We start from the raw sequence: 13,566 nt of genomic DNA on the forward strand, positions 1-13,566 counted from the left end.
ACCGGGGTCAGGTTTCCAGCCCTCACCCCCATCGCCACCCGCACGGTCCTGCCCCTACCCCGCCGCCACCTCCGCCCGCCGCTCCTCGATGATCCGCTTCGCCAGATGGTCCGGCACATCCTGGTAGCCGTGCGGCTTGACGGAAAAGGCCCCCCGGTCCCCGGTCAGCGAGCGCAGGTCGGCGCTGTAGTTCTGCAACTCCGCCTGCGGCACCACGGCGCTGATGGTGATGACCGTGCCGCCGGTGTCCATGCCCTGCACGCGGGCGCGGCGCGTTTGCAGGTCGCTGATCAGGTCGCCGGTGAACGAGGCGGGCGCACGCACCTTGAGCAGGACGGCAGGTTCCAGCAGGCCGGGCCGGGCCTGTTCCAGCGCATTTTTCAGCGCCATGCTGCCCGCCATGCGGAAGGCGATGTCCGAACTGTCCACCTCGTGGTAGCTGCCGTCCAGCACCGTCACGTGCACGTCCTGAAGCGGGTAGCCGGCCAGACTGCCCTTCTGCATGGCGTCTTGCACGCCCTTCTCGATGCTGGGCAGGTACTTGCCGGGAATCGCGCCGCCCACCACGGCACTTTTAAAGCCGAAGCCCTCGCCGGGTTCAATACGGATCGTGCAGTCGCCGTACTGCCCGTGGCCGCCGCTCTGCTTCTTGTGTTTGCCCTGGGCCTGCGCGGCGGCGTGAATGGTTTCGCGGTAGGGAATCTGCGGCGTGGTGGTGGTCACGGTCACACCCTGGGCCGCCAGTTTCTCGGCGGCAATGGTCAGGTGCATGTCGCCCATGCCGCTCAGCAGTTGCTCCCCGGTCTGCAGGTCACGCTGGAAGTGCAGCGTCGGGTCTTCCTCCATCAGACGGGTCAGCGCCGCGCCCAGTTTGTCCTCGTCCTGGCGGGTTGCAGGGTGCAGGGCCACCGTGTGTGCCGGGTCGGGCAGCCACAGCGCGTCATACTGGATGGGATGGGCAGGATCGGCCAGCGTGTCCCCGGCGTGCAGGTCACCCAGCTTGGTCAGCACGCCGATCATGCCGGCCCGCAGCTCCGGCACCTCGGTCAGTTCCTTGCCGTTGATCAGGTAGAGGTGGGCCGGTTTGACCTCGGCACCATCGCGTGAGGTGTTCAGCACCGTGTCGCCGGGCCTGAGGGTGCCGCTGTACACCCGGATGTACGCCAGCTTGCCCACAAAGGGATCGATGCTGACCCGCCACACGCGGGCGCTGAAGGGAGCGTCGGGCAGCGGCTCGCGGTTCTGGCCGTCCTGCCCGGTGGTGGGGCCACGCTCGCGGGCGCTACGCAGGCCCGTGACCAGCAGGTCCAGCAGCTGCGCCAGCCCCACACCCGTCGTGGCGCTGACCGGAAGGACCGGGTACAGGGTTCCCGCATGCACGGCCCGCAGAAAGGCGGCGTGCAGGTCATCGACGCCGATCTTCTCGCCTTCCAGAAAGCGTTCCATCAGCGCGTCGTCGGATTCAATGATGGCGTCGGTCAGGCTGTCCCGCGCTTCTTTCAGCACCGAGCGCAGGTCGGAAGGCACCTCTGCCCCATCCCCGGTTTCCCCGGTCAGGACGTTCACCACCCCCCGGAAGTCCGCCCCCTCGCCGACAGGCAGATACAGCGGGGCGACATTGCCCGGCAGGCTGGAGCGCAGGTCCGCCAGCACCGCCGAGAAGTTGGCCCGCTCCCGGTCCATCTTGTTGACGGCGATCAGGCGCGGCATGTTGAAGCGGTCAGCGGTGGCCCACACCCGTTCGGTGCCCACCTCCACGCCGCTCACGCCGCTGACCACCATCAGGGCGGCGTCGGCGGCGCGGATGGCCCCCCGGATCTCGCGCACGAAGTCGGCGTAACCGGGGGTATCCAGCATGGTGATGTCGGTGCCGTCATGGCTCAGGCGCACCACGCCGGTGGTGATGGAAAAGCCGTGCGCCTTCTCGGCGTCGGTGTGATCGCTCTGGGTGGTGCCGTCCTCGACTTTGCCAGGACGTGAAATGGCCCCGCTGTGGTGCAGCAGGGCTTCGCAGAGCGTGGTTTTCCCGGCGCCGCTGTGCGCGGCGAGACTCACAATACGAACGGGCATTCTTGAACCACCGATCCTTTTCTGGTTAAAAAGAGGGGGCGGGGCGAACGGCCTCCGGCGCGGACGTGATTTTGGTGGAACCAATGTACACCTGATCTGCGGCGCCCAACCCAACGCTGTGGCGGTCGCCTGTCTCTGCGCCATTTCCCGAATTCCCTTTTTTCCTCACCCAGCCCTACATTGCTCCCATGACCTGCCCCCAGCCCGTGATGATGCGAACGCCCCTGCGCCCCTGAGTGGCTGGGGGCCTGAAGGCGGGATGCGTTCCGTCCAAGAGCCGCAACCCGCCTTCACTTTTTCCGTATCCTGTAGAGGTTGTCCGCCCCGCCTCTCATCAGGGCGTGGTGCCTGTCGGGTACAGGGCGGAGAGGAAGGAAACAGCATGAGCGACCACCAACAGAACAACGAATTCATCATCACCACCGCCATCGATTACGCCAACGGCGAGCCGCACATCGGGCACGTCTACGAGAAGATTCTGGGCGACGCCATCGCGCGTTACCAGCGGCTCTCGGGGCGCGACGTGACCTTCGTGATGGGCACCGACGAGCACGGCGAGAAGATCAGCAAGGCCGCCGCCAAGGCCGGGGTCACGCCGCAGGAACTGGTGGACGACCTGAGTGACCGCGCCTTCCGGGGGCTGTGGGACCGGCTGGACATCAGCTATGACGCCTTCATCCGCACGACCTCCCAGCGCCACAAGAAGTTCGTGCAGGACGTCTTGCAGCGCGTGTACGACGCCGGGGACATCTACTTCGCCGAGTACGAGGGCCTGTACTCCGTGGGCGCCGAACGCTACGTGACCGACAAGGAACTGGTAGAGGGGCCAGACGGCGTGCGCCGCTACCCCGGTGACCCCCAGCCGCCGGAGCTGAGGCGCGAGGCCAACTACTTTTTCAGGATGGAAAAGTACCAGGACTGGCTGCTGGAGACCCTCAAGGCCAATCCCACGCTGATCCAGCCCGCCGGGTACCGCAACGAGGTGCTGGAAATGCTCTCGGAGCCGATCGGCCCCCTGAGCATCAGTCGCCCGAAAAGCCGCGTGCCGTGGGGCATCGAGCTGCCCTGGGACGCCGATCACGTGACCTACGTGTGGTTTGACGCGCTGCTGTCGTATCTGACGCCATTTGTGGCGGGCGGCCGTGACCCGGCGACGGTCAGCGGAGTGGCGTGGCACGTCATCGGCAAGGACATTCTCAAGCCGCACGCGGTGTTCTGGCCCACCATGCTGAGGGCGGCAGGTTATCCGCTGTACCGCAAGCTGGTGGTGCACAGCCACATCCTGGCCGAGGACGGCCGCAAGATGGGCAAGTCGCTGGGCAACGCGATCAACCCGCAGCAGCTGGTCAAGGACTTTCCGGTGGACGCCATCCGCTACACCCTGCTGCGCGAGGCCTCGCTGGGCGCGGACAGCCCCTACGGCGAGGGCATTCTGGTATCCCGCCTGAACAGCGACCTGGCCAACGATCTGGGCAACCTGCTGTCGCGCACCGTCAGCATGATCCACAAGTACCGGGGCGGCGTGCTGCCCACCGCCGCCGAGCCGGGTGACCGCGAACGCCGAATCGAGGCGGCGGCGCTGGCCCTGCCGGGACAGATTCTGGCCCTGGTGGATGACCTCAAGATCAACATGGCGATTGAAGCCGCCATGAACTTCGTGCGTGACCTGAACCGCTACATCGCCGAGAGCGCGCCGTGGAATCTGGCCAAGTCCGACGACACCGCCCGTCGGCTGGACACCGTGCTGTACACCGCCGCCGAGGGGCTGCGCGTCGCGTCGGTGTGTCTGGAGGCCGTGATTCCCGGCAAGGCCCGCGAGCTGCGCGCCCAGCTGGGCCTGGGCGGCCAGACCTACACCCTGACCGGCGCCTGGGGCCTGATTCCGGCGGGCACCCGCGTGCCGGGCGGGCCAATCCTGTTCCCGAAACCAGAACTGCCCCAGCCGGAGCCGGAAGCGGGCACGGGAAAGCCGGGCAGGCCCCAGAAGCCCGCCCAGAAGGAGAAGAAAGCCATGCATGCCATTGCTGAACCCGCCGCACCTGTGGCCAGCGCCACCCCCGCCGAGACCGAGGCCCTGATTTCCATCGACGACTTTGCCCGCATTGACCTGCGCGTGGCCGAGGTCATCGCCTGCGAGGCAGTGGCGAAGGCCGACAAACTGCTGAAGCTGACTGTCAGGATGGGCGAGGAAACGCGCACGGTGGTCAGCGGGATTCGCAAGTGGTACGAGCCCGAAGCGCTGGTGGGCCGCAAGGTGATTCTGGTGGCCAACCTCAAACCTGCCAAACTGCGCGGCATTGAATCTCAGGGCATGATCCTGGCCGCCGAGGACGACGCGGGCAATCTGGATCTGGTGGGCCTGACGCTGGACCTGCCCAGCGGAACAAAGGTGCGCTAAGGGCTTCAGCCGCATTGACAAGCTGCCGGAGGGATGTTCGCCTCCGGCAGCTTTGCTTTTCAATGAACGCTCAGGCAATCAAGTAGGTGATTTGCAGGGCCGGCTGGTTGGTGGCTCACCCTGCCTCAGGTAAGCGAGGTCCGTATTGCCGTCCCCATCGGTCAGCTTGGCGAAGCGCAGGCGGTACTGCGAGCGGGTGCGGTTGTTGGCCCGGTCGTCTTGCAGGGCGCTCAGGACGGACTTGCCGTAGGTGCCCGCGACGTTGACATTCCTGACAACTCCGGTGGCCACGCTGGCCGGCGTGATGGATCGATGGACACGATGGATGGGGCGGTGGTGTCGGCCGGGGCACCGATGTTGACCGTCACGGTCTGGGTGGCGTCATTGGTGTTTCCGGCAGGCGGGGGGGTGCCTCCGCCTCCGCAGGCGGGGAGACAGACTCAGGGCGGTGGTCAAAAGCAGGGCAAGATTCAGTGGCTTCATGGTGCTCTCCTGCGAGGGCGGGAAGCCCGACCAACCGCCGGCCAGACGCCTTTCCTTCGCTTGAAAGCACCTTAAAGAACGCGCCGTGACCGGGCCGTGATCAACCGTGACCGGCAGGTGCCCGGACCGTGATCGGCCAGTCACAGGCTGGCATCCGCGGCCGGAGGGCGCGGCGGCCCTATAGACTGGGCCGTATGCCGTTTATCGTGGTTTCGGGACTGTCAGGCAGTGGTAAGAGCACGGTGCTGCGCACGCTGGAAGACGCGGGGTTCTTCACCACCGACAACCTGCCGCCCGAGCTGTGGGGGGCCATGCACGATCTGGCGACGGCGCGCGGCATCACCCGGCTGGCGGTCAGCACCGACGCGCGGACCCGCGACTTTCTGGCGGCGCTGGAATCCAGCCACGAGCGCCTGTCGCGCCGCCGCGAGGACCTGCGGGTGCTGTTTCTGGAGGCCACGGGGGAGGTGCTACTGCAGCGTTACAACCTGACCCGCCGCGAACACCCGCTGGGCGACACCCTGATGGTGGATTTCGCCCGCGAACGCGAGCTGCTCGCGCCGCTGAGGGCCATCGCCGACACGGTGATCGACACCACCTCACTCTCGGGCAAGGAGCTGGCCGGGCGGGTGCTGCAGTTGTACCGGCTGGAACAGGACTTTCACCTGCGGTTGGTGTCGTTCGGCTTCAAGCACTCGCCGCCGCGCGACGTGGACATGGTGGTGGACGTGCGCTCACTGCCCAATCCGTACTACGACCCCCAGCTGCGCCCCCGCACCGGCCTGCAACCCGACGTGGCCGGGTACGTGTTCCAGGACCCGGCCTCCGAGACCTTCTACGACGAGGTGCGCGCGTTCGTACGCACGGCCGCCGAGCGGGCGCGGGCCAGCGGCCGGCACGGGTACACGGTGGGCATCGGCTGCACCGGCGGGCAGCACCGCAGTGTGGCGGTGGCCGCCCGCCTGGCCGAGGACCTCAGCGACCTGAACGTGGACGTGACCGATCACCGCGACATGAAACTGGAGGCGAGCTGATGTGGGCAGACTGAGCCGGATCTGGTCGGCACCGCAGGCGGGGACGGGGGAGCCGGCATGAGCGACCCGCCCCGGCACGCTGCGGAGCCTCCCCTGGCCGAAGATCTGCACAGCACCACGCGGCAGCGGGCCGTGGAACGAGGGCAGCACGCCACCCGGCGCGCGCGCATGTGGCTCACGCCGGGCATGGGCATCAAGCGCTGGCTGCTGCTGTTTGTGGCGTGCACGCTGGTGGGGGCGGTGGGGTTCCTGCACTTCACCTGGACCGGGCCGCTGCACTTCACCGCCACGCGCTGGATCCTGTACCTCAATGCCCTGACCTCTCCCGAGATCATGCCGCTGCACGTGGTCGGCATGGGGGTGATGGCGGCGGCGCTGGTCGGGGCCTTTTTCAGCATCGCCATGCTCAACCGCTCGGTGCTGCGCGGCGTCGGCACCCTCCCTGAGACGGCGATGGATACCATCTACGCGCGCCGCCACCTGTCGCGCGGGCTGCGCGTCGTGGCGGTGGGGGGCGGCACCGGGCTGTCCAACCTGCTGTCGGGCCTGCGCCCCCACACGGCCCACACCACCGCCATCGTGACTGTGTCGGACGACGGCGGCAGCAGCGGGCGGCTGCGCGAGTCGCTGGACATGATCGCCCCCGGCGACCTGACCGACTGCTACGCCGCCCTGAGCGACAGTCCCGTGATGGCCCGGCTGCTGCTGCACCGCTTCAGACGCGGCGACGGCATCCAGGGCCACACCTTCGGGAACCTGATGCTGGCCACCCTCAGCGAGGAGGAAGGCGGGCTGGCCGAAGCCATGCAGGACATCCACGAGGTACTCAGAATCCGCGGCCACGTGTTTCCGGCCACCACCGCCCCCGCCACCCTGGTGGCCCACCTGAGCGACGGACGCACGGTTCGTGGCGAGAGCAAATTTGCCCCCTCGGTGGGCAGCGCCCGCATCCTGAGCGTGACGCTGGACCCGCCGGACCTGCCCGCGCTGCCTTCCGTGCTGGAGGCCATCGGAAGCGCCGAACAGCTTGTGCTGGGGCCGGGCAGCCTGTTTACCAGCATCATCCCCGGCCTGCTGGTGCCGGACATTGCCCAGGCGATCCGGGCGTCGGCGGCCCCATTGATCTACGTCGCCAGCCTGATGACCGAGCCCGGCGAGACCGATGGCCTGAGCCTGGATGACCACGTTCAGGCCATCTTCCGCCATCTGGGCCGCGCCCCCGACTGCGTGCTGGTCAACAGCGACCTCCTGCCGCCCGAGGTCGCCCAGCGTTACGCGGCGGCGGGCGCGCATGTGCTTGACCTGAACGGCGCCCCCCAGGCGCTGCACAGCTGTGCCCTGAGGGTGCCGCTGTTGCACCCCGGCCATGAGGCCCGCCACGACCCGGCGGCGCTGGCCCAGGCGCTGCTGACCCTGGCCCCGCGCCGCCGCCCTCAGAACCAGCCGGGGTGAACCCAGCCAGGGAACATTGACCTGGGCACCCAAGGCAGGCGGGGCACCCAGCCCGTCTACCCCTGCTCACCGCCATGCCGGAGGCCGCCTGTTACGCTGAAGGCATGACGGCGCAGCCAGACACACCGCTTCAGATCAGCGTCCGGGAGATGGGCGTGCGGGCCAGGGCAGCGGGCCGGGCGCTGCGGGCGCTGCCCACCGCCCGCAAGGTGGCGGCCCTGCAAGCCATCGCTGCCGAACTGCGGGCCGGCAGCGGCGCAATCCTGGCGGCCAATGACGCGGACGTGCAGGCCGCCGCGCACGCGGGCCTGCCCCCCCACATGATCGCGCGCCTGAGCCTGGACGCCGCGTCCCTGGAAACCATCGCCGCCGACGTGGAGGCCGTGTCGCGTCTGCCTGATCCGGTGGGGGAAACCACAGCCCCGCAGACCCAGCCGAGCGGAATCCGCGTCTCGCAGCGCCGGGTGCCGCTGGGGGTGCTGGGCGTGATCTACGAGTCTCGCCCCAACGTGACAGTGGACGTGGCGGCGCTGGCCTTGATGAGCGGCAACGCCGTGATTCTGCGCGGCGGCAGGGAGACGGTGCACAGCAATGCGGCGCTGGAGGCGGCCATCCGCACGGCGCTGGAGGCCCAGCACCTGCCAGGCGACGCCGTGCAGGTGATCCGCGACCCGGACCGTGACCGCATGCGCGAACTGCTGCGGCTGGACGATCTGGTGGACGCCATCATCCCGCGCGGCGGGGCCGGGCTGCACCGCTACTGCGTGGAGAACGCCACCGTTCCCGTGATCGTGGGCGGCATCGGCGTGGTGCACATCTATCTGGACGCCAGCTTCATCCGTGACCCGGCAGATGTGCGCCGGGCCGCCGAAATCGTCGTCAATGCCAAGGTCCAGAAGCCCAGCGCCTGCAACGCCCTGGACACGCTGTTGATCGACCGGCAGGCGCTGGCCGCCCTGACCGACATCGCCCGCGCCCTGCTGGAACATGGCGTGGAGGTGCGTGCCGACGCCGAGGCGTGGGGCACGTTGCAGGACGCGGGGATTGTGGTCACACCCGCCGCCGAGACTGACTACGGCACCGAATTCCTGGCCCTGACCGCCAGCCTCAAGATTGTGTCGGGGCTGGAGGAGGCGCTGGATTTCATCGCCGCCCACGGCAACCACACCGACGTGATCCTGACCCGCGACCCCGATCAGGCCGAGCGGTTCATTCAGGATGTGGACAGCGCCGCCGTGATCGTCAACGCCAGCCCCCGCTTCAACGACGGCGGGCAACTGGGCCTGGGCGCGGAAGTTGCCATCAGCACGCAGAAGCTGCATGCACGGGGGCCGATGGGCCTGCGCGAACTCACCACCACGAAATGGGTGGTGGTGGGGGAAGGCCAGACGCGGGGGTAACCCAGAAGAGGGGAATCAGCGTCAGAACTGTCTCCCCTCGCTTCGTGTGCGTCAGACGCCCAGAGGCACGTCCACCCCAAGCTCGGCCAGCACGGTGCGAATCGCCTGCGCGTCGATGCCGGCGCGGGCATGGACGCTCTCGGCGGTGGCGTGGTCCTGGAACTCGTCGGGGATGCCCAGCGTCCGCACGGGAACGCTCAGGCCCATGCTGTTCAGGGCTTCCAGCACGGCGCTGCCGAAGCCGCCCACCAGCGTGTTGTCCTCCACGGTGATGATGGTGCGGGCACTGCCGGCCACCTCACGCAGCATCGTCAGGTCCAGAGGTTTGACGAAGCGGGCGTTGACCACACCGACGCCCGGCAGGTCGCCTGCCGCCGCCACCGCGTATTCCAGCGCCTTGCCGCCCGCCAGGATCACGGCGTCCGAGCCGTCCTTGAGGCGCTCCCACGTGCCCCATTCCAATGTGGGCCACGTGCCCTCGGGCACCTTGACCGTGTTGCCGCGCGGATAGCGGATGGCAAAGGGACCGTCGTGTTCCTGGGCGTATTTCAGCATGCCGCGCAGTTCGCTGGCGTCCTTCGGCAGACCGATCCGCACGTTGGGAATGCTGCGCAGGTAACTGAGGTCGAACACGCCGTTGTGCGTCGAGCCGTCTGCCCCCACGATCCCGGCACGGTCAATGGCGAAGGTGACGTTCAAGTTCTCAATCGCCACGTCGTGCAGCACCTGATCGTAGGCGCGTTGCAGGAAGGTGGAGTAGATCGCCACGATGGGCCGCAGGCCCTGCAAGGCCATGCCGGCAGCGGTGGTCACGGCCACGTCCTCGGCGATGCCCACGTCCAGATAGCGGTGCGGGTGCACCTTGCTGTAGCCCACCAGCCCGCTGCCCTCGCGCATGGCGGGGGTGATCACGAAGGTGCGCGGGTCCTGCCTGGCCAGCTCGGTCACGGCGTCGCCGAAGGCCGCGCTCCACGAGTACGCGTTGCTGGGCTTGAAGTCGCCGGTCTCGGGATCAAATTTGCCGGGGCCGTGCCAGTAGATCGGGTCCGCCTCGGCGTAGCTCAGGCCCTTGCCCTTGCGGGTCACGACATGCAGGATCGTGGGGCCGTCCAGGTCCACCAGCCGCTCCATCAGCCACACCAGTTCCTGAACGTTGTGGCCGTCCACCGGACCGACGTAGCGCACGCCCATGGTGGCAAACGGGTTGACGCTGGCCGGGTCAAAGAAGTGGCGGGTGCTGCTCTTGGCGCGGCTCATGAAGTCGGCCAGCGGCTTGCTCAGGGACTGCACCGCCTTCTTCCCGGCCCCCTCGCCCTCCTGAAACCACTTCTGCACCTGCAGCCCGCGCATGAACTTGTTGATCGCGCCCACGTTCTCGGAAATGCTCATCTCGTTGTCGTTCAGAACGATCAGCATCTTGCGGCGCAGGTCACCGATGGTATTCAGGGCCGCCAGCGCCATGCCCCCGGTCAGCGAGCCGTCGCCGATCACGGCGGCCACCTGATAGTCCTGACCCAGCGCGTCGCGGGCCATTGCCATGCCCAGCGCGTTGGCCAGGCTGGTGCTGGCGTGGCCCACCGTGATCGCGTCGTGTTCGGACTCGCTGACCTTGGTAAAGCCGCTGAGGCCACCCTCTTTTTTAACGGTGGCCATCTGGTCGCGCCGCCCGGTCAGCATCTTGTGGGCGTAGGCCTGGTGACCGACGTCGAAGAGAATCCGGTCCCGGGGGCTGCTGAGCACGTAGTGCAGCGCCACGATCAGGTCCGTGGCCCCCAGCGAGGACGCCAGATGCAGCCCGCCCACCGAGCAGACCCGCACGATCTCGTCGCGCAGCTCCTGGGTCAGTTCGGGCAGCTGTTCGCGCGAGAGCTTCTTGAGATCATCCGGCCCCTGAATCCGGTCCAGCAGCGGCGTGCCCCGGAACACCAATTCCGTGCTGCCCAGTTCACCCGCCATTCCATCCGTCTGTTTGAGCTCGGTCATCAGCGGCCTCCCTTGAAGTTGCGTCCCACCAGCAGCAGGCCCTCAGGCGTGCGGACCTCGCCCACAAACGGCGTGAACCACAATTGTTGCGTGGCCGGGAACAGGCCGCCCACCGTGTCACTCACCTGACGGGTCACCACCCAGACCTCGAACTTCCCGGCGGGCGTGTCCTGCTGCCGCTTTTCCTGAACGGTGTAGCTGTAATTCAGCGTGCCCTGCGCCTGCACCCTGCCGTCGTCCCCGCTGATGGCGATGTTGCTCTGGCCCTGCCAGGTCAGCCCCACCTTCCAGGCATTTTCTGCCGGGTATTCCAGCCACGGCGGGTCCAGGCGAACGTTGACCCCGGGCTTGCGCAGCCCCAGCAGTCTGACCCCGTCTGCCGAGAAGCTCCGGTACCACGTCTGGTCCGCGCCGCGCCCGGCCAGTTGCAGCGCCTGCACAGTCTGTCCGGCGTAGATGCTTGGCCCCAGCGTCCGCAGCACGTAGGGCACGCCCGACGCCGGCTCGCCTTCCGGCAGGTAGGACCACGCCAGCCCGGCCTGACTGGGATAGAACGAAACCGCTCCCACGGGCGTACTGCTCTGCACGGTGGGTGCAGGACCACCGGTCCGCGGGGCACAGGCGCCCAGACCCAGCACCAGGGCCGGACCAAAGGCGAAGAAAAAGATGGGACGCATGATCCCCAGAGTAACGCGACCCATTGACCGCATTCTGTCAGCTAAGCGGAGGTCAGGCGTCCCGCTTTTGGAGGAGGCCGGAGAGAAATGCCGTGTGGAACGGTAGGCAGGGCGGATTTATGAGGCATGATTTATGGAGATGGCCACGGACAACATTGGCACACAGCAATTCAGTGCTTCTGGCCAGTAAAAGGGGCCGCAGCCTTCAAGCTCCGGCCCCTCATCCTCCCTGCTCCGCTCAGATCAGGCTGAGCTGGTCCCCGTCCGCAATATGGGTCAGGTGTTCGGGCAGGCCGCGCGGGTGGTCCATCACGATCTGCTCGGCCTTGTAGCTGCTGCGGACCAGCGGGCCAGAGACGATTTCCAGAAAGCCCAGTTGCATACCTTCCTCGCGGATGTCGTCGAATTCAGCGGGGGTCACGTAACGCTCGACCGGCAGGTGGTGCATGGTGGGTCGCAGATACTGGCCGAAGGTCAGCACGTCCACGCCCGCCGCGCGGCAATCGAGCATGGTCTGCGTGATTTCCTCGCGCGTCTCGCCCAGCCCCAGCATGACGCTGGTCTTGGTGATCACGTCCGGGCGGGCGCGCTTGGCGTGGGCCAGCACCGCCAGGGTCTGGTCATAGTCGGCGCGGATGTCGCGCACCGGGTGGGTCAGGCGGCGCACCGTTTCGATGTTCTGGGCGTAGGTGTCCACGCCGCTGTCCAGCACCAGATCCACGCAGTGGGTGTTGCCGCTGAAGTCGGGCGTCAGCGCCTCAACGCGGGTTTCCGGATTCAGCCGCTTGATGGCTGCCACCGTCTTGGCGAAGTGGTACGCGCCGCCGTCCGGCAGGTCGTCGCGGTCCACGCTGGTCAACACCACGTACTTCAGGCCCATCAGCTGAACGCTCTCGGCCACGCCCTGCGGCTCGTCCAGATCCAGCTTGCCCATCGGGTTGCCGGTGTCCACGGCGCAGAAGCGGCAGCCGCGCGTGCAGATGTGGCCCATCAGCATGAAGGTGGCGGTGCCGCGTGACCAGCACTCGCCGATGTTAGGGCACATCGCCTCCTCGCAGACCGTGTGCAGACGGTGTTCCTTGACGATCTTGCGGACCTCGCCAAACACCTGCCCGGTGGGGATGGTGACCTTCAGCCACTCGGGCTTCTTCTCGCGCACGGGCACGCTGTCCTTGCGGTAGATGCCGTTCTTGATGAATTTGGCCTGTTTTTCGGTGCCCTGGGGTTGTGCGGTCTGATCACTCTGGGTCATGAATTAGCTCCCCGCTCCGGCAAGGGCCGGCAGCGTCCAGTCGTAGGTTGCAAAGGTGGTGACAAAGGCGTCGGACAGCGCCGTGCGGGCCGCGTCCATGTCCGGGCTGTGGCCCAGACCGCGCAGCTCGTATTCACGTTCCACGCTGGTCATCTGCGTGCCGCTCAGGCCGCACGGCACGATCAATTCAAAGTGCTGGAGGTTGGTCTCGACGTTCAGTGCCAGCCCATGCAGCGCCACGTTCTTCTGCACCGCCACCCCAAAGGAGGCGATTTTCTGATGGTAGCTCAGGCCGTTGACCTCGCGCGGATCGACGTAGACGCCCGCGTAGCCGGGATTGGGGCGGGCGTCGGGCAGACCCAGGGTGGACAGCGCGGAGATGGTGGCGGCCTCCAGCAGCCGCAGGAAATCCTGCACGCGCCGGCCCACCGGGAAAATGGCGTAGGCCACCAGCTGACCGGGGCCGTGGTAGGTCACGTCGCCCCCGCGCTCGACTTCCAGCACCTCGATGCCCTGCGCTTCCAGATACCCGCGGGTTACGATGATGTTGCTGCCCTCGCGGGCCTTGCGGCCCAGCGTCAGCACCGGCGGGTGGTCCAACAACAGCAACGCAGGCCTGCCGCCCGCCGCCACCCGCGCGTGGTGTTCCTTCTGCAAAGCCCAGGCGTCGCGGTACGGCACGCGGCCCAGGTCCAGGATGTCGAATGCGGCGGCCTTCATAGCCCGAATTGTACGCCCGGCGCCTCCGCATTCACCGTGTCCTGCGCCGAATTGCAGGCGAAATTGACCAGACGCCGTGGTCAATTCCTGCTGTCAG

General features: G+C 67.4%; 10 protein-coding genes. 4 read left to right on the forward strand and 6 right to left on the reverse strand.

Annotated features, from left to right (window positions below; all coding sequences use genetic code 11):
* Positions 1-54: 54 nt before the first annotated feature.
* Positions 55-2,070: an elongation factor G gene (gene fusA, locus IEY31_RS01575; RefSeq protein WP_188968321.1), complete on the reverse strand. Its 2,016-nt coding sequence runs from the start codon at positions 2,068-2,070 to the stop codon at positions 55-57.
* A 382-nt stretch (positions 2,071-2,452) separates the two neighbouring features.
* Between fusA and metG the strand changes: the two genes are divergently transcribed.
* Entirely contained in the window at positions 2,453-4,468 is a 2,016-nt protein-coding gene (gene metG / locus IEY31_RS01580) for a methionine--tRNA ligase (RefSeq protein WP_188968322.1), read from the forward strand.
* 78 nt (positions 4,469-4,546) lie between these two features.
* Here the strand turns inward: metG and IEY31_RS01585 are convergent, their stop codons facing one another.
* Positions 4,547-4,759 carry a hypothetical protein gene (locus IEY31_RS01585; protein ID WP_188968325.1) on the reverse strand — a complete coding sequence of 71 codons (213 nt, stop codon included), beginning with the start codon at positions 4,757-4,759 and terminating at the stop codon, positions 4,547-4,549.
* Positions 4,760-5,145: 386 nt separating this feature from the next.
* Here IEY31_RS01585 and rapZ point away from each other — a divergent pair, with 386 nt between their 5' ends.
* The 3 genes from rapZ to IEY31_RS01600 all read left to right on the forward strand — a co-directional run bounded on the left by rapZ (position 5,146) and on the right by IEY31_RS01600 (position 8,837).
* Positions 5,146-5,985, forward strand: coding sequence for an RNase adapter RapZ (gene rapZ / locus IEY31_RS01590; protein ID WP_188968326.1), 840 nt, complete (start codon positions 5,146-5,148; stop codon positions 5,983-5,985).
* Positions 5,986-6,042: 57 nt separating this feature from the next.
* The gene (locus tag IEY31_RS01595) at positions 6,043-7,437 is read left to right on the forward strand and encodes a gluconeogenesis factor YvcK family protein (RefSeq protein ID WP_308424302.1); all 1,395 of its coding nucleotides are present in this window, start codon (positions 6,043-6,045) and stop codon (positions 7,435-7,437) included.
* Between the two features lie 104 nt (positions 7,438-7,541).
* Positions 7,542-8,837, forward strand: a complete 1,296-nt coding sequence (locus IEY31_RS01600; RefSeq protein ID WP_188968329.1) for a glutamate-5-semialdehyde dehydrogenase — start codon at positions 7,542-7,544, stop codon at positions 8,835-8,837.
* Between the two features lie 51 nt (positions 8,838-8,888).
* Here IEY31_RS01600 and dxs read toward each other — a convergent pair whose 3' ends face one another.
* From dxs to lipB, 4 genes are all read right to left on the reverse strand, one after another.
* On the reverse strand, positions 8,889-10,793 hold the full coding sequence (dxs, locus tag IEY31_RS01605; protein ID WP_188968812.1) for a 1-deoxy-D-xylulose-5-phosphate synthase: 1,905 nt from the start codon (positions 10,791-10,793) through the stop codon (positions 8,889-8,891).
* Positions 10,794-10,819: 26 nt separating this feature from the next.
* Positions 10,820-11,497, reverse strand: coding sequence for a hypothetical protein (locus IEY31_RS01610; RefSeq protein ID WP_188968331.1), 678 nt, complete (start codon positions 11,495-11,497; stop codon positions 10,820-10,822).
* 238 nt (positions 11,498-11,735) lie between these two features.
* Positions 11,736-12,749: a lipoyl synthase gene (gene lipA, locus IEY31_RS01615; protein WP_188968333.1), complete on the reverse strand. Its 1,014-nt coding sequence runs from the start codon at positions 12,747-12,749 to the stop codon at positions 11,736-11,738.
* Between the two features lie 3 nt (positions 12,750-12,752).
* Entirely contained in the window at positions 12,753-13,469 is a 717-nt protein-coding gene (gene lipB / locus IEY31_RS01620; RefSeq protein ID WP_188968335.1) for a lipoyl(octanoyl) transferase LipB, read from the reverse strand.
* Between the last annotated feature and the right edge of the window lie 97 nt (positions 13,470-13,566).

This window comes from Deinococcus aerolatus (assembly GCF_014647055.1).
GTDB classification, from domain to species: Bacteria; Deinococcota; Deinococci; order Deinococcales; family Deinococcaceae; genus Deinococcus; species Deinococcus aerolatus.